The sequence below is a fragment of the Massilia rubra genome (assembly GCF_011682065.1).
Lineage (GTDB): Bacteria > Pseudomonadota > Gammaproteobacteria > Burkholderiales > Burkholderiaceae_D > Telluria_A > Telluria_A rubra.
Genome location: NZ_VUYU01000005.1, coordinates 44,845 through 59,813, shown reverse-complemented (window position 1 = coordinate 59,813; position 14,969 = coordinate 44,845). Strand labels below are relative to the sequence as shown.

14 protein-coding genes and 1 tRNA gene are annotated in these 14,969 nt (G+C 63.7%); 3 read left to right on the top strand and 12 right to left on the bottom strand.

The window, feature by feature from the left end:
• Positions 1 to 190: 190 nt before the first annotated feature.
• The 5 genes from F0185_RS08850 to F0185_RS08830 all read right to left on the bottom strand — a co-directional run bounded on the left by F0185_RS08850 (position 191) and on the right by F0185_RS08830 (position 4,994).
• Complete coding sequence (locus F0185_RS08850; protein ID WP_167223552.1) at positions 191 to 1,351, bottom strand: hypothetical protein; 1,161 nt, start codon at positions 1,349 to 1,351, stop codon at positions 191 to 193.
• 145 nt (positions 1,352 to 1,496) lie between these two features.
• Positions 1,497 to 2,588, bottom strand: a complete 1,092-nt coding sequence (ychF, locus tag F0185_RS08845) for a redox-regulated ATPase YchF (RefSeq protein ID WP_166897526.1) — start codon at positions 2,586 to 2,588, stop codon at positions 1,497 to 1,499.
• Between the two features lie 212 nt (positions 2,589 to 2,800).
• On the bottom strand, positions 2,801 to 3,337 hold the full coding sequence (locus tag F0185_RS08840; RefSeq protein ID WP_229476845.1) for a helix-turn-helix domain-containing protein: 537 nt from the start codon (positions 3,335 to 3,337) through the stop codon (positions 2,801 to 2,803).
• Positions 3,324 to 3,740 carry a type II toxin-antitoxin system RelE/ParE family toxin gene (locus tag F0185_RS08835; protein ID WP_167223550.1) on the bottom strand — a complete coding sequence of 139 codons (417 nt, stop codon included), beginning with the start codon at positions 3,738 to 3,740 and terminating at the stop codon, positions 3,324 to 3,326. The genes F0185_RS08840 and F0185_RS08835 overlap by 14 nt, the downstream gene beginning before the upstream one ends.
• Before the next feature lie 168 nt (positions 3,741 to 3,908).
• Positions 3,909 to 4,994, bottom strand: coding sequence for a patatin-like phospholipase family protein (locus F0185_RS08830; RefSeq protein WP_167223548.1), 1,086 nt, complete (start codon positions 4,992 to 4,994; stop codon positions 3,909 to 3,911).
• Between the two features lie 202 nt (positions 4,995 to 5,196).
• Between F0185_RS08830 and F0185_RS08825 the strand changes: the two genes are divergently transcribed.
• Both F0185_RS08825 and F0185_RS08820 read left to right on the top strand, forming a co-directional pair.
• Entirely contained in the window at positions 5,197 to 5,853 is a 657-nt protein-coding gene (locus F0185_RS08825; RefSeq protein ID WP_167223546.1) for a hypothetical protein, read from the top strand.
• A gap of 91 nt (positions 5,854 to 5,944) precedes the next feature.
• Positions 5,945 to 7,825 (top strand): DUF3857 domain-containing transglutaminase family protein, encoded by a 1,881-nt coding sequence (locus F0185_RS08820; RefSeq protein ID WP_167223544.1) that lies wholly within the window; start codon positions 5,945 to 5,947, stop codon positions 7,823 to 7,825.
• 9 nt (positions 7,826 to 7,834) lie between these two features.
• Here the strand turns inward: F0185_RS08820 and pth are convergent, their stop codons facing one another.
• From pth to F0185_RS08785, 7 genes are all read right to left on the bottom strand, one after another.
• Positions 7,835 to 8,419: an aminoacyl-tRNA hydrolase gene (gene pth / locus F0185_RS08815; RefSeq protein ID WP_167223542.1), complete on the bottom strand. Its 585-nt coding sequence runs from the start codon at positions 8,417 to 8,419 to the stop codon at positions 7,835 to 7,837.
• A 113-nt stretch (positions 8,420 to 8,532) separates the two neighbouring features.
• On the bottom strand, positions 8,533 to 9,171 hold the full coding sequence (locus F0185_RS08810) for a 50S ribosomal protein L25/general stress protein Ctc (protein ID WP_167223540.1): 639 nt from the start codon (positions 9,169 to 9,171) through the stop codon (positions 8,533 to 8,535).
• A gap of 202 nt (positions 9,172 to 9,373) precedes the next feature.
• Positions 9,374 to 10,324: a ribose-phosphate pyrophosphokinase gene (locus F0185_RS08805; protein ID WP_054265879.1), complete on the bottom strand. Its 951-nt coding sequence runs from the start codon at positions 10,322 to 10,324 to the stop codon at positions 9,374 to 9,376.
• A 154-nt stretch (positions 10,325 to 10,478) separates the two neighbouring features.
• Positions 10,479 to 10,555, bottom strand: a tRNA-Gln gene (locus F0185_RS08800).
• Between the two features lie 64 nt (positions 10,556 to 10,619).
• Positions 10,620 to 11,525: a 4-(cytidine 5'-diphospho)-2-C-methyl-D-erythritol kinase gene (gene ispE / locus F0185_RS08795; protein WP_167223538.1), complete on the bottom strand. Its 906-nt coding sequence runs from the start codon at positions 11,523 to 11,525 to the stop codon at positions 10,620 to 10,622.
• A gap of 1 nt (position 11,526) precedes the next feature.
• The gene (locus F0185_RS08790) at positions 11,527 to 12,132 is read right to left on the bottom strand and encodes an outer membrane lipoprotein LolB (protein WP_370663995.1); all 606 of its coding nucleotides are present in this window, start codon (positions 12,130 to 12,132) and stop codon (positions 11,527 to 11,529) included.
• 46 nt (positions 12,133 to 12,178) lie between these two features.
• Complete coding sequence (locus F0185_RS08785; RefSeq protein ID WP_167223534.1) at positions 12,179 to 13,996, bottom strand: tetratricopeptide repeat protein; 1,818 nt, start codon at positions 13,994 to 13,996, stop codon at positions 12,179 to 12,181.
• Positions 13,997 to 14,094: 98 nt separating this feature from the next.
• Here F0185_RS08785 and mutM point away from each other — a divergent pair, with 98 nt between their 5' ends.
• On the top strand, positions 14,095 to 14,928 hold the full coding sequence (gene mutM, locus F0185_RS08780) for a bifunctional DNA-formamidopyrimidine glycosylase/DNA-(apurinic or apyrimidinic site) lyase (RefSeq protein WP_167223532.1): 834 nt from the start codon (positions 14,095 to 14,097) through the stop codon (positions 14,926 to 14,928).
• The last annotated feature ends 41 nt before the right edge of the window (positions 14,929 to 14,969 follow it).

Below are 14,969 nucleotides of genomic sequence, written 5' to 3'. Positions count from 1 at the left end.
GCCGCCGGCTGCCAGGGGCGCCGGGCCGATGTTGCTGCTGTTGTAAATCGATTATTGATTGTAGGTTGTTACTTTTGCGCGCCCATGATGCGCGTCACAGCATCGGGCTATGGGCGACAGGGCGCGACGCCGTGGACCGGGATGGGGGCGAAGGATGCGCGGCGATGCCGGCCGGAATGAACTTGCGGAGTTAGCCTGCCGGCTCGCGCCACAGTCCGGCGGAAATCAGGCGCCGCATCAACGCGGCGCGTTTGCCATGGCGGTCCACGAAGGCGCGCAGCAAGCGCTGGTAGTGGTCCGTGTTGCCGCGCAGAGCATACGCATCGGCAAGATCGGCCATCGTGCGTTTGACAGCGTCGTACGAGGACGCTGTTGCCCGTAGCGCATTCTGTTCCATGTCGCTCCAGCATTGTTCAGCTTTTTCGGCCAGGCTGTGCAGATAGGCTTCGCGCTGCTTGCGCGCGGCCTCGTCGCGGCGCAATTGCTCGTCCGCTTGCTGTTTCATGCGAACTGCTTCGGCCTGCGTTGCCAGAACCCGCAGATCGGCGACGCTGCGTTGTCCGGCGTTGCCCGGCTCGCTGGAGCCACTCTCCTTGTGCCATGCACGAAAGGCCGACTTGACCCGGCGCTCCGCCTGCTGCGACTCGCCGTGCAACAGCATGTTCAAGACAAGGCCCATCTCCTTCTTCGGCAAGCCTGCGATCCATGTTTCAACGCTGTCGTCGTCGAGTCCCGCATCCTGTCCGGCGCTCCCCGCCGCCGCCGCAGCGAGCAGGTCCGGGTCGATTTCCAGGAACGCGGCCAATGCTTGCTGCGCGGCAGTTAGTCGGGACAAGCCTGCGGGAACCGCCGGCTCCATGTCGTCGTCGTCGACATCGCCCATGCTGACGCCGGCAAGCCAACCGAGGTACAGCGCGCGCAGGTCGCCACGCAATAATTCGTCGCGCACCGGCAGGAGGCGATCCATCCAGCCTGGGCCATCCTCCATGCAGAAGCGCTCGTCGTCGCCGCCCGCCTCCAGCGACCAGTCGATGACCAGGCCGGACCTAGTCTCTTCGCAGCTCAGCAAGGTTGGCGTCTGGAACGGCGCCACGTCGGCGCGACCCAAGGTCCCGGGCGGGAGGCGCAGTACGAGACGGCAAGTACTCCAATTCGCGGAGTACACAAAGGCGTCGAAATAGCGCCGCATCCATGCTTGCGGATCGCCTTTCAGATCGCCCCAGTGGTATTCATTCACAAAACCGGTTGGCGAAATAGTCGCGCGCGAGGATGTCGCCCGCAGTTCGGCCATCTCGTCCCGGCTCAAAGGCCGCTCGACCGCACGGAATTCGTAATATTGGTACTCGCTCACTTGGACACTTCCTCTCTGGTCGTCAGGATTGATCGGGGACGCACAGCCATCTCGGCAGCAACAGCAAAAAACCCCGCCATCGCGATCGATGAACGGGGTTCTTGTGATCGGATGGCGCAGGTGTCTGCGCCTTGTCCGGTTAGACTTACACGTTGAACAGGAAGTTCAGCACATCGCCATCCTTGACCACATATTCCTTGCCCTCGGCGCGCATCTTGCCCGCTTCCTTGGAGCCCGCTTCGCCCTTGTACGCGACGAAATCATCGTAGGCAATGGTTTGCGCGCGAATGAAGCCGCGTTCGAAGTCGGTGTGGATCACGCCGGCCGCTTGCGGCGCGGTATCGCCCACGTGGATGGTCCAGGCGCGCACTTCCTTCACGCCGGCGGTGAAGTAGGTCTGCAGGCCGAGCAGCTTGTAGGCGGCGCGGATCAGGCGATCGAGGCCCGGCTCTTGCATGCCCATGTCGGCCAGGAAAGCACCCTTGTCGGCATCGTCGAGGTCGGCGATTTCGGATTCGATGGCGGCGCAGATGGCCACGATCGGCGCATTCTGACCCTTGGCGTAGGCGGTCAACTGGTCGAGCAGCGGGTTGTTGGTGAAGCCCGTGTCGGACACGTTGGCCACGTACATGGCCGGCTTGGCGGTGATCAGGCACAGCGGCTTGATCAGCAACATTTCTTCGGCATCCAGGCCCATGGCGCGCACCGGCTTGGCGTCGTTCAGGAACGGCATCATGCGTTCCATCAGCGCGACCAGCTTGGCGGCATCCTTGTCGCCGGAACGGGCTTTCTTGTTCTCGCGGTGGATGGCTTTTTCGACCGTGCCCATGTCGGCCAGCGCCAGCTCGGTCTGGATGACTTCGATGTCGTCCAGCGGGCTGATCTTGCCCGCCACGTGGATCACATTGTCGTCTTCGAAGCAACGCACCACGTTGACGATGGCGTCGGTTTCGCGGATGTGCGACAGGAACTGGTTGCCCAGGCCCTCGCCCTTCGACGCGCCGGCGACCAGGCCGGCGATGTCGACGAATTCGACGATGGCGTTGACCATGCGTTCCGGCTTGACGATGTCCGCCAGCGCAGCCATGCGCGGGTCCGGTACTTCGACCACGCCGACGTTCGGCTCGATGGTGCAGAACGGATAGTTTTCAGCCGGAATGCCGGCCTTGGTCAGGGCGTTGAAGAGGGTGGACTTGCCGACGTTGGGCAGGCCGACGATGCCGCATTGGAGACTCATGGGAAGACTTTCTGGTTCGATGGACGAGGGGCGCTCAAACACGCAAGCCCCAAAACCCCATATTGTAACCTTGGATAGGGCCGGGGGCCGCAAAAACCGGGTTTGGGCATATTGTGCCCAGGCCGGCAGGAGAAAGAACAGTACTCGCGGCAAGCCGGGGCGGCAAGCCGGAGCGGCAAGCACGGGGCGGCACGCGCTACTGCGTTCTCGGCCTAAACACCCCCTGTGCGCCGCCCTGCCCCGTGGGCAATAGCGTCAATGCCTTGTTCGTCGATGACTTTCAACAATCGTTGCGCCATTGGGCTTGGAATGTTGTATGCCGACTCCCATTTCACCACCGTCGACTTCGTTATCCCCATGTAGCGCGCCAGAACTTCCTGGCTGAGGTTCTCCTTGTTGCGGATACGCAGGACGTCACGCGCAGTCAACGACGGCGGGGAAAAGCAACTCTCGTCAAATTCGCGCATCGTTTTTTTGTCGATGACGCCCACTGCGTGGAGCGCGGCCGCAGCGCCATGGATCGCCTCAAAAGCGTCGCTACGGTGGGGCCGCGTTTGCGCCTTGCGGGTGGGGGCGCTTTTCATGGTGGCGACGGCTTTATTGGCTGACGCCACCTGGCGCGCAGGAACGACTGTTGCCATTGCCGTCAAGGCCTCGGCTTGCCGCATACCTTCTGGTAAGCCAGATTTTTCCGCTGGCTTCTTTGCTGCCTTGGCTGGCTTTACTATCGCCGGTTTAGTATTGCTCATGGCATATCTCCACTAAATCGCAAGATTTCAACAACGCCGCGATGGCTGACGGGGTCAGTAATGCATAGCTGCCAGCCAACTTCTTGAACTGCGTCTCTTCCGCCTTGTCGATGTTTTCACGGTCCTTTTTCATATACAGGAACAGGAAGATCCAGTTTTTCTCGCCTTTCGCGGCAATGATGGATCGATCCATGTTGTCATTGAGTCTTTTCTTCCAGACGCCGCCGCCCAAAGCGTCCGCTTTGCCTTCCATCACCTCCTTCATGGCCTTGCACAGCTCGGGATCGGCAATCCCGCGCTTGCGGGCCGCCCTGGCAAACCAAGCTGTCTTGAAAACCCGCACATGCTGGAGTCGAGGGGCTGCCGCTGCGGCGGCTTCCGGAGACGAGGTTCTTTTCGGCATAGGTCACTGTAGCATCCAGTACTACACATTACAATGCGATCAATCGGAAATTCTGGCTCATCATCTCGTTCCACATGACGATACGCCCAAGCGCTTCCTGATGCCTTGTGCCGGCATGGCTGGCGCAGCTTGTCACGCCGACCTTCGGTGACTGGATCATGCCGCCGTTCAAAATGCCCGGATACGCGACAGGTCCGGCTGCTCGACAAACGCGGCGAATTCGTCGCGCAGGCGCTGGCCCTGTCCGATCGCCTGTTGCCAGTTGCGGATGCGGGCGTCGTGGTCGAGCCCGTAAAAAGTAAAATCCTTGCGGTCCAGCAGCTTGCCACGCGGCAGGGTACTGAGGAAATGCGGGGTCGGCGCGACCAGCAGCACGTTGTCGAGCCAGCCGCGCTGGGGGCCACGCGCCATGCGCCGCCAGGGCATCGCCTTGTCCAGCCAGCCCGGCACGATATGCTCGCTGAAGTGCGGGTACAGCACGATCTCGCCCGGCGCCAGCTTGGAATACGGCAGCGCCAGGTGATAGTCGACCAGGCCGCCATCCCAGTAGGCGCCCGGCGGCGCGCCGGCAATACCGCGCACCGGCTGCATCAGCATCGGCAGCGTGCCCGAGGCCAGCAGGGCGTCGGCCAGGTTGGCGCTGTCGAGGGTGGCGAAATGGGTGGTGAAGCTGTCGAAGCCGGGCGTCATCCAGGCCGGCGCGCCGCGCGCGTCGCTCACGAGCACCCGTTCGGCCATGCGTGACAGGCTGGCGCGCGACACCAGGTTGAGCAGCGCGGCGGCGGCGAAACCGCTCGCTTCGGCGCGCCGGTGCGCCGGCGCGGCCAGCGCACCGCGCCCGCGCGCGGCGATGATATGCAGGCGGTGGTGAGGGTGAGCGATCACTTGCGCTTCCTGGCCGCCCACCAGATCGTGCAGCAGTGTGCGGCAGACCGTGTCGATTTCCTGCGGCGAGGGCTTGGCGGTGTAGCGCTGGCCGCAGTACAGCTCGCCCAGCCTGGCGAACGCGGCGACCGGGTCGGCCTGGCAGGCGGCCGCCATGCGCCAGGCGCCGATCGAGGCGCCGATCAGGGCGCGCTCGCGCGGCGCTTGCGCGAACCAGTGGCCGAACAGCCATTGGTCGAGCGACTGGAAAATCAAGCCTTTGGGGCCGCCGGCGGCGGCGGGAACGACGGCGATGTCGCGCGCGCGCAGGCCGTGCTGGCGGATGTGGGCCAGCGCGTGCGGACCGGCGTGGAAGGAAAGTGCGTGCATGGCGCGATTATGGCGACAAGTGCGCCGTCGAGGCAAGTCGCCATGCCGACAGTTGCGCAGCCGGCGTCAGGGAATACTCGCGGCCGTCGCCATGCGATCCGAACACAGCGCACTTCCAGCGGCGACCATGGCGGTCGACGGCCACGTACAATGGACGGCTCCCGCCGCAAGCGGACCGACCAATCTCAATGGAAGCAATCACATGACCTGGTACGCAAGCGAAGTTTTTGCACGATGCAATGACGCCTTGTTATCCGCGGTGCGCAACGATCCGCTGCTGGCCGCACATGCCTATTTGATCGATGCCCCGGTCGACTACGCGCTGCATGACGAACCCGGCGTGTTCGTGCCGCCGGAGGGCGGGCTGTTGGTCATCCGGCCGGTGTGCGATCCCGACACGGATTGCGCCGAATGGCATTCATCCGAGGTGTTGTCCTGGCACGCGCTGGCGGGCCAGGCGCACACGCCCATCCTCGCCCCCGAGTCGCTCGGGGGGCATGTGGACAGCGACTTGCGCGACGAACTGCCTCCGGACGATTTCTTCCGTTACCTGAAGGAACTGAGCATCGCGCACAAGGCCGACCTGGTCTATTTTTATTGCTACATGTGGGGCGGCGACACGGAAATCGAGTACGCATCGTTCTTCGGCCGGCGCGAAGAGGTGTCGTTCGTGGTCAAGTCGGGGGTGCTCTCCCAAGTGGCGCGCAACGATCCTAACAACGCGCTCAGGGTGGTGGAACTCGATTTGCTGTCGGACGCACTGTCGTACCTGGAAGCGCCGCTCGCTTCGCCGTTCTGCATCTTGCACACGCGCAGCTTTCCGTGGGAATCGTTCAAGCTCCAGGTCCCGGCCCTGTAAGGCCGGCGACCCGAGCACGATTGCGGCAAGTCAAATGCGGCCACATCGGCCTGCGTAACATGATCCGCTGATGTCTCATCCGGAGCCCTTCATGCCCACTTGCCTTGCCGCAGTATTGAGCACCCTCCTCCTTCTTGCCAATAACGGCGCAGCCGCCGCCGCCAACGCCGACACCGGCACCGATCCGGCGATCGTCATCGATAAATACCTCCAGCATTACGTGGTCGACACCGACGGCGGCTACCGCCTCACGGTCGACAATGTCAAGACCATCGTCCTGCCGCGCGCGCTGCAGGCGCACAGCCAGTATGTGATCAGCTACAACACCGGCCTCGACGACATCAGCGAGCTCGAGGCCTTCACCATCAAGCCGGACGGCCGGCGCATCGCGGCGCCGCCGCCACAGATCAAGGATCAGCAAGACCCGGCCGCGAGCGAGGCGCCCATGTTCCAGGGCGCGCGCCTGAAAATCATCGCCTTTTCCGATGTCGCGGTGGGCGACCAGGTGGCCGTGCGTTACGTTCTCACGCGCAAGAACGCCTTGTTTCCCGGCCACTTCGAGGACTTGTCCTCATCGCAGTTTTACGCGAGCAAGCAGTTTCACCTGATCTACGACATGCCGGAATCGATGACTTTATACGCCGATGCGGTCGGCTTCGCGCCGGTACCGGCCGCCAGCGCCGCCAGCGCCGCCAGCGCCGCCGGGCGCAACGTCTACCAGTGGAAATATATCAGCGGCCCGAACCGGCGCATCGAGTCGGACTCGGTCAGCTATCTCGATTACGGCAAGCGGCTGGCGGTGTCGACCTTTCCCGACTACGCCGCCTTTGCGCGCGCCTGGCACGCGCGCGCAAAGGCGCAGGCAGCGGTCACCCCGGCCATCGCCGCGCTGGCGCGGGAAGTGACGGCCGGCCTCGACACCCCGCGCGCGAAAGCGCTGGCCCTGTCGGAATGGGTGCGCCGTCACATCGGCTACGTGCCGCTGCCCATTGGCGCCGGCGGCGTGGCGCCGCATCCGGCAGCCACCGTGCTGGGTAACCGCTACGGCGATTGCAAGGACCACGCGATCCTGCTCGAAGCCTTGCTCGGCGCGGCCGGGATCGACAGCAGCGCCGCGCTGGTCAACAGCAGCAATGCCTACCGCCTGCCGCACGCGCCCACCCTGGGCATCTTCAATCATGCGATCACGTTCATTCCAGCGCTCGGACTGTTCCTCGATGCCTCCTCGGATTCGGTCGAGGCCGGCTATTTGCCGTCCGCCCTGCTCGGCAAACCGGCGCTGCTGGCCGCCAGCGCCACGCTGGCGCGCACGCCCTCAACACAGCCGGAATTCAACCGCATGCTGGCGCGCGTCGACGTCGGGCGCAACGGGAGCGGCCGCCTTGACGTGGTGCGCACGGCCAGCGGCGCGCTGGCCGAAGCGTACCGCCAGGCCGTGCGCGACACGGCGCCCACCGAGCGCGCGCGCTTCGTCGAGCGCATGCTGCAAGCGCTCGGCCAGCATGGCGACGGCCGTTTCGACGCCGGCCTCGTCGATGGCGCGGGGGACGAGTACCGCATGGGTTTTGCGGGCGTGAGCGACAACCTGGCCGACCTGCCGGGCCCTGCCGGCGTGGCGACCAGCTTCAATTTCTGGGGCGGCACGGCCGAATCGGTGGCGGCCATGGCGGAGGAAAAGACGCGCACCCAGGATTTCATCTGTCCCGCGCTCGACGCCGCCGACGAAACGGTGATCACCTTCGCGCCCGGCATCCGCATCCTGGCGCTGCCGCAAGCGTTGTCCGTGAACGCGGCCGGCCTGTCGTACCAGGCCGCCTACGCGCGCCAGGCGAACCGGGTGCTGGTCACGCGCAGCCTGCGCTTTCGCCATGCCGGCAGGACCTGCACCCCGGCCGATTACCTGCGCATGCGCGCGCCGCTGGAGCGCATGTTGCGCGACCTGCGCAGCCAGATCATCGTCAAATCCAGCTAAAACGCGGCATCAGGCAGTATGCAGCTGCATTGTCGCGATATCGAACTTGCCTTCGACCGCCAGCGGCAGGATGCGCAGGCTCTTGTCGATGCTGTCCTCGATCAATATTTGCTCTTCCTTGCGCGGCCGGTGCAGCACGAAGTCGGCCACCGGCTGCTGCGAACCGAGGGTGCGCGGATGGCCGATGCCGAGCCGCAAGCGCCAATAATCCTGGGTGCCGAGCGAGGCGGTGATGCTCTTGAGGCCGTTATGCCCGCCGCTGGAGCCGCCCTTTTTCATCTTGACCACGCCCGGCGCCAGGTCGAGCTCGTCGTGCACGACCAGCACCTCGTCGGGAACGATTTTGTAAAAACGCGCCAGCGCGCCCACCGATTGCCCGGACAGGTTCATGTAGGTTTGCGGTTCGAGCAAAAACACTTCCTGGCCGGCGATCGCGGTTTTCGCCACGAAGGCGTTAAAGCGCGACTCGCGTTGCAGGCGGCAGCCAGGCAGGCTGTTGGCGAGCTGGTCGACCAGCCAGAAACCGGCGTTGTGGCGGGTCTGTTGATACTCGGGGCCGGGATTGCCGAGGCCGACGATCAGGCGAATGGGCATGGTGTTCTATTCTAAAATAGTGGAATGCAAGGATAACAGACGATAAAAAACCCGCTGGGCGCAAGGCCAAGCGGGCTTTTCTCCGACACGCCGCTTGCGCGGCGCGCGAATGATTACTTCTTGCCCTTGCCTTTGGCAGGAGCAGCGGCAGGCGCGGCTTCAGCAGCGGCGGCATCGGCTTCAGCCGACACTTGGCCAGCTGGAACAGCAGCGGTAGCAACGGTTGGGTTCTTGCCGTGGGTGATCGCGGTCACGCCTTTTGGCAGGACCAGGTCAGCAACGTGGATCGAGTGACCGACGTCGATGTTGGTCAGGTCAACGGTGATGAACTCTGGCAAGTCGGTTGCCAGGCACGACACTTCCAACTCTTGCAGCACGTGCGAAACGATCGCGCCGTGCAGTTTGACCGCTGGCGAGACGTCGGCGTTGACGAAGTGCAGGGCGATTTTCTTGTGCAGCTTGCTGTTGGCGTCGACGCGCTGGAAGTCAGCGTGCAGGACCAATTGCTTAAATGCGTGCATCTGGAAGTCGCGCAGCAGCACTGGCTGGGTTTTGCCGTCGATTTCCATTTCCAGGACCGAACCGTGGAACGCTTCTTTTTTCAGTGCGTGGTACAGAGCGTTGCCGTCCAGTTGGATCATGACAGGGGCTTCAGCGCCACCGTAGATGATACCTGGGGTTTGACCAGCGATACGCAGGCGGCGGCTCGCTCCGGACCCCTGCAGATTGCGATTGAATGCGATAACTTTCATGTGTTGCTCCAAAAAGTGCGGGGCTTGATCGCCCTGCGGTGTGAGCGCCCCCGCGACCAGGGGTACTCGAAAACGGCCGCCCTGAGGCAGCCGGAAAAATGGGTACTGAAATAAACTTCAGGGTGGCACGGTCGGGAACACGCGGTTCCCGCCTTGCCACCCTGCGAATCGGGTACTTCCGCGACTGGTTTAGTCGCGCAGTTTAGTCAATGAACAGGGACATCACCGAATCGCCCTTGCTGATACGCTTGAACGTTTCAGCGAGCAGCGGTGCGCAGGTCAGCTGGCGAATCTTGTCGCACGCCAGGCCGGCGGCCGACAGGGGAATCGTGTCGGTGACCACCAGTTCGTCCAGCGGCGAAGCCGAAATGCGGTCGATCGCGGGACCGGACAGCACCGGGTGCGTGCAATACGCCACCACTTTCTTGGCGCCGCGCTCCTTGAGCACTTCGGCGGCCTTGGTCAGGGTGCCGGCGGTGTCGACCATGTCATCCATGATCACGCAGTTACGGCCTTCGACTTCACCAATGATGTTCATCACTTCCGACACGTTCGCCTTCGGGCGGCGCTTGTCGATGATGGCCAGGTCGCAGCCGAGGCGTTTTGCCAGGGCGCGTGCGCGCACCACGCCGCCGACGTCCGGCGAGACCACCAGCAGGTCGTCGTAATTGCGTTTTTGCAGGTCGCCCAGCAGGATTGGGGAAGCGTAAATATTGTCAACCGGGATATCGAAGAAGCCCTGGATCTGGTCCGCGTGCAGATCCATGATCAGGACGCGCTCGACACCGGCTTTTTCCAGCATGTTGGCCACCACTTTGGCCGAAATGGCCACGCGCGCCGAACGTGGACGACGGTCCTGGCGGGCATAACCAAAATAGGGGATCGCTGCGGTGATGCGGCCGGCGGACGCGCGCTTGAGGGCGTCGACCATCAGGATGATTTCCATCAGGCTGTCGTTGGTCGGTGCGCAGGTCGATTGCAGGACAAAAACGTCTTTACCGCGGACATTCTCGTTGATCTCGACCATGACTTCGCCATCCGAGAACTTGGAGACGACTGCTTTGCCGAGAGGGATGCCGAGATTTTTTGCGACTCCTTCAGCCAGCGCAGGGTTTGCGTTGCCGGTAAAAACCATCAGGTTTTCGTAAGCCATGGGAGTCCCAAGAGGTAAGCGTTGATTTCTTTGAATGATGTCGCCGGACAGAACCGGCCGGCTGACGCTAAGCTAACAAGTGACTCGCGAGAGCGAGGCCACCGAGTCCGCCTGCTGGACGCACACTTCGCATCGACAGACCAGGCAAAACGAATGGCAGGGGAACAAGGATTCGAACCTTGGTATGCTGGAATCAAAATCCAGTGCCTTAACCAGCTTGGCGATTCCCCTACGCAACTGACTGCTTGTCGTCACACTTGACATTTTATCGTCAAACACAACGCCAGGCCAAATTCTATTCTATAACCGCACTAACTTGCAACACCGTGTTGAGAGGATGATGCATCAGCGCTTTCGCTTTCCATGCTTTCCAGATGGCGGGCACTTGTTGAAGTACCGCGTCCGCTTCCGTTTCGCTGGAAAACGCGCAAAATACACACGCTCCCGAGCCAGTCATCCTGGCGTCACCGTGAGCCGAGAGCCAGTCGATCGCCTGTGCTACCGGCGGGAACAAACTCACTGCCACTGCTTGCAAATCATTTCTTCCGAACCCCTTGAACACTGTGTGCTTCATGGTGTGTCTGGAAAAGTCCGTTATTATGATCGGCGAAGTGTCCCTTGTCAAATGTTCTGAGCAAAATATTGCTGCGGTCGGAACGGCGACCCCTGGTTCGATCACCACATACCAGCAATCGGGCGCCGCGACCGGCTGCAGCGCCTCGCCCACGCCTTCGGCAAAGGCGGTCTCGCCAAAGATGAAAAACGGAATGTCGGCGCCCAGCGGCAGGGCCAGCGCCATCAATTCTTCGCGCGTCAAACCGGCCTGCCACAGGACGTTGGCCACCATCAGGGCGGTGGCGGCGTCCGAGGAGCCGCCTCCGAGCCCGCCACCCATCGGCAGGCGCTTGTCGATGGCCACGTCGATCCCGGGCGGCAGGCGGCCGCGGCGGCGCTCGCAGGCCACTTGCAGCAGCAGCAGCGCGCGCACGATCAGGTCATGCTCTTGCGGCACGCCCGGCACGTCGGTGGTGCGGCAAATGCGATGGTCGGCGCGCAGGTCGAAGTGCAGCAGGTCGCCATGGTCGACCATCTGGAACACGGTCTGCAGCAGGTGGTAGCCGTCGGCGCGGCGCCCGTTCACGTGCAGGAACAGATTGAGCTTGGCCGGGGCCGGGCAGTCATGCAGGGAAGTACGCCGCATATCAGCCCTGCGGGTCGATCACGATGCGGATTTCCATCGCTTCCACGGTGGCGCTGGCCACGCGGGCGACGTCGATGCGCTTCGGCGCCGGCTTGGCCGCGCCGGCGTCTTGCCAGCTCACGTAGGTCAGGCGCCAGCCGTCGGCGGTGGTGACGGTGTTGGCGGCCGGGGACGCGGCAAAGCGCTGGCCGTCGGCGCCGGTGGCGTAGCCTTGCAGCCAGTCGCGCAGGCCCGACACCGGCAGCGACCAGCCCAGCGTTTGCGCGGTCAGGCTGTCGATGTCGCGCGCCACGCGCGGAGCGCGGTCGCCTTGCGTCAGGGTGGCCGACTCGGGCGTGACGGTGATGGTGGCGATGGTCTGGCCCAGCGGCGAGGCCAGGCTGACGTTGACGGCGGACGGCGTCTGGACCCAGTTGAACTTGCCGGTCAGGGTCTCGGTCTGGCCATCTTTTTGGTAGTTCACGGTCAGGCGGCCACCGAGTTCGATGGCGTCGCGGTAGGCCGCCACGCTATCTTTGGACAGGTTGGCGTCGGGCGTGGCGCAGGCGGACAGGAGCGCGCTGGCAGCGAAGACCCAGGCAAGCACGAGGAAGCGGTTTTTAAGCATCATGGCAGTGGGGCGGCGTGAGGAAGATGCGCGGCATTATGACCCATCACAGCTTGAGCTGCAGCCGTGCGAGCGTGCTCTTGAGCGTATCGTTCTTGGGATCCTTGGCGCGCGCTTCGCGCCACAGCTGCTGGGCGTCGGATTTCTGGCCCTTGTGCCACAGCACTTCGCCCAGGTGCACGGCGATTTCGACATCGTTGCGCAGGGCGTAGGCGCGGCGCAGGTGGGCCTCGGCTTCGTCCAGCTTGCCCAGGCGGTACTGGACCCAGCCCATGCTGTCCATGATGAAGGGATCGGCCGGGGCCATTTTCAGGGCCTTGTCGATCAGCGCCAGCGCTTCGTCCAGGCGCACATTGCGCTCGGCCAGCGAGTAACCGAGCGCGTTGTAGGCGTGGTGGTTGTCCGGGGCGAGCTGCATGACCTGGCGCAGGTTTTTTTCCATCACCTCGACCTTGCCCATTTTTTCGGCCAGCAGGGCAAAGTCGTACAACAGGTCGGGATTGTCAGGGAAGCGCGCAACGCCCTGCTCCATCGCGGCGTACGCCTCCTCCAGTTTGCCGGCGTCGCGCAGGATCTGGCTTTGCACCAGCACCACTTGCACCTGCTGGGCCGGCTCTTCGGTCTTGAGGCCGGACAGGAAGGCGCGCGCGCCCGCCAGGTCGCCCTGCTTGCCGATCAGCTGGGCCGTACGCAGTTGCGCCGCGAACCAGGTCGGCGCGTCTTCCTGGTCGACTTTTTCGAGCCAGGCGCGGGCGGCGGGAATATCGCCGCGCTCGTCGGCCAGTTGCGAGAGCATCATCAGCACCTTGGCCGGATCGCGCTCGTCGCTCGGGTTCTTGTCGAGCAAGGCGACGAAGCTGGCCAGGTAGGTTTCGGCCGAGGCCGGGTCGTTCAGCTGCATCGACAAGATGCCCAGCGCGTACAGCGTGGCCGGATTGTCGGGCTGCTCCTTGAGCAGGGCCACGAATTGCTTGCGCGCCGCCTCGTACTGCTTTTGCGTGACGAGGATGCGGGCGTGGGCGGCGCGCACTTCGCGCGCACCGGGATTGGCGGCAAGAAACTTGGCCAGCAAGGCGGCCACGTCGGCCTGCTCGCCGCTGACCTGGGCCAGGGTCAGCACGGCGATTTCGGAATCGGGCTTGATGCGCAGCGCTTCCTGGGCATGGCCCAGCGCCACGTCGTTGGCGCCGCGCGTGTAGGCCGACTGCGCCAGCACCACGCGCGCTTCGCTCATCGTGCTGTAGGGCGCGAGCAGGCGCTCGAGCAGCGCGCCGGCGGCGGCCTTGTCGCGCGCGCGGGTCAGCAATTGCTGGATCTGGTACATGACCAGGCCGCGGTTGGCCGGCGGCGCGTCGCGCAGGCGCGCGGCGAACAGTTGGCCGGCTTCGCCCAGGTCGTCGGCCATCACCGCGGCGGCGATGTAGTACTGGGTCGCTTCGTCGGAGTCGGGCGCCAGTTCGCGCCACAGGCGGATCGCGGCCAGCGATTCATTGCCCTGCTGCGCGGCCTGGGCCATTTCGGCGGCGCGCTGCGCCAGGCGCGGGTCGCGCGTTTGCTGGGCCAGGCCCATCAGGGTCATGTAGGGCGCCTGCCAGACGCCACCGCGAAATTCGAATTCGGCCTTCATCAGCTTGTAGAGCATGTCCTTGGTCAAGACCACCTTGGGCAGCTTGAGGTCCGCGGACGGCTCATCCGGCGCGGCGGCGCGTTCGCCTTCGGCGTAAACCTCGGCGGCCGATGGCATGGGGGCGTCGGCAATGGCCGGCGCGGGGGTGGACGCGGGGGCCTCGGTGTGAGGCGTGGGCGCCACGGCGCACGCCGAGAGCAGGCCGGACAGGGTTACAATGACGAAAGCGTTTTTCAAGGTGGTTCCAGAATGACAGCGATTATTCCCGATTCTACGCCCAAGCCACGCTTCGCGTGCAGAACCACCGGTCACAAACATGAATCTGCGTATCCGACATGCCTGAACTGCCCGAAGTAGAAGTCACCCGGCGCGGCGTCGCGCCCCATATCGATGGCCGCATCGTCGAGCACGTCCTGACGCGCCGGGAAGGCTTGCGCTGGCCGTTCCCGCCGGGCTTGTCCGAGCTGCTGGCCGGGCAGCGCATTTTGCACACCGGGCGGCGTGGTAAATACTTGCTGATCGCCTTCGATCATGGCACCCTGATCATTCATCTGGGCATGTCCGGCCACCTGCGCGTGCTGCCGCTGGACACGGCGGTGAAAAAACACGACCATTTCGACCTGGTCGTGGCCAGCGAGGGCGGTGCGCAAGTGCTGCGCATGAACGATCCGCGCCGCTTCGGGGCGGTGCTGTGGCACCCCGCCGATGACGGCGAACTCGACCAGCACCTGCTGCTGCGCGGCCTCGGCGTCGAGCCACTGGAAGATGGTTTTTCGGGCGAATTGCTGTACCGCGAGACGCGCAAGCGCTCGGCGCCGATCAAGCAGGTGTTGCTGGCGGGCGATATCGTGGTCGGCGTGGGCAATATCTACGCTTGCGAGAGCCTGTTTCGGGCAGGAATCAACCCGAAAACGCCGGCCGCGCGCATCGGCCGGGAACGCTACAACAGGCTGGCCGAGGCCATTCGCCTTATCCTGTCTGAGGCTATTGTGCAAGGGGGCAGCACTTTACGTGACTTTATTGCTGTAAATGGGCAATCGGGCTATTTCCAACAGACATATTTCGTCTATGATCGTGCTGGAGTGCCTTGCCGCAACTGTGGGGCAGAGATTCGTCAGATCAAGCAGGGGCAGCGGTCGACTTTTTATTGTGTAAATTGTCAAAAATGACAATCGAGCAGGATTCGCAAGAACCTGTACGCGAGGGCAAT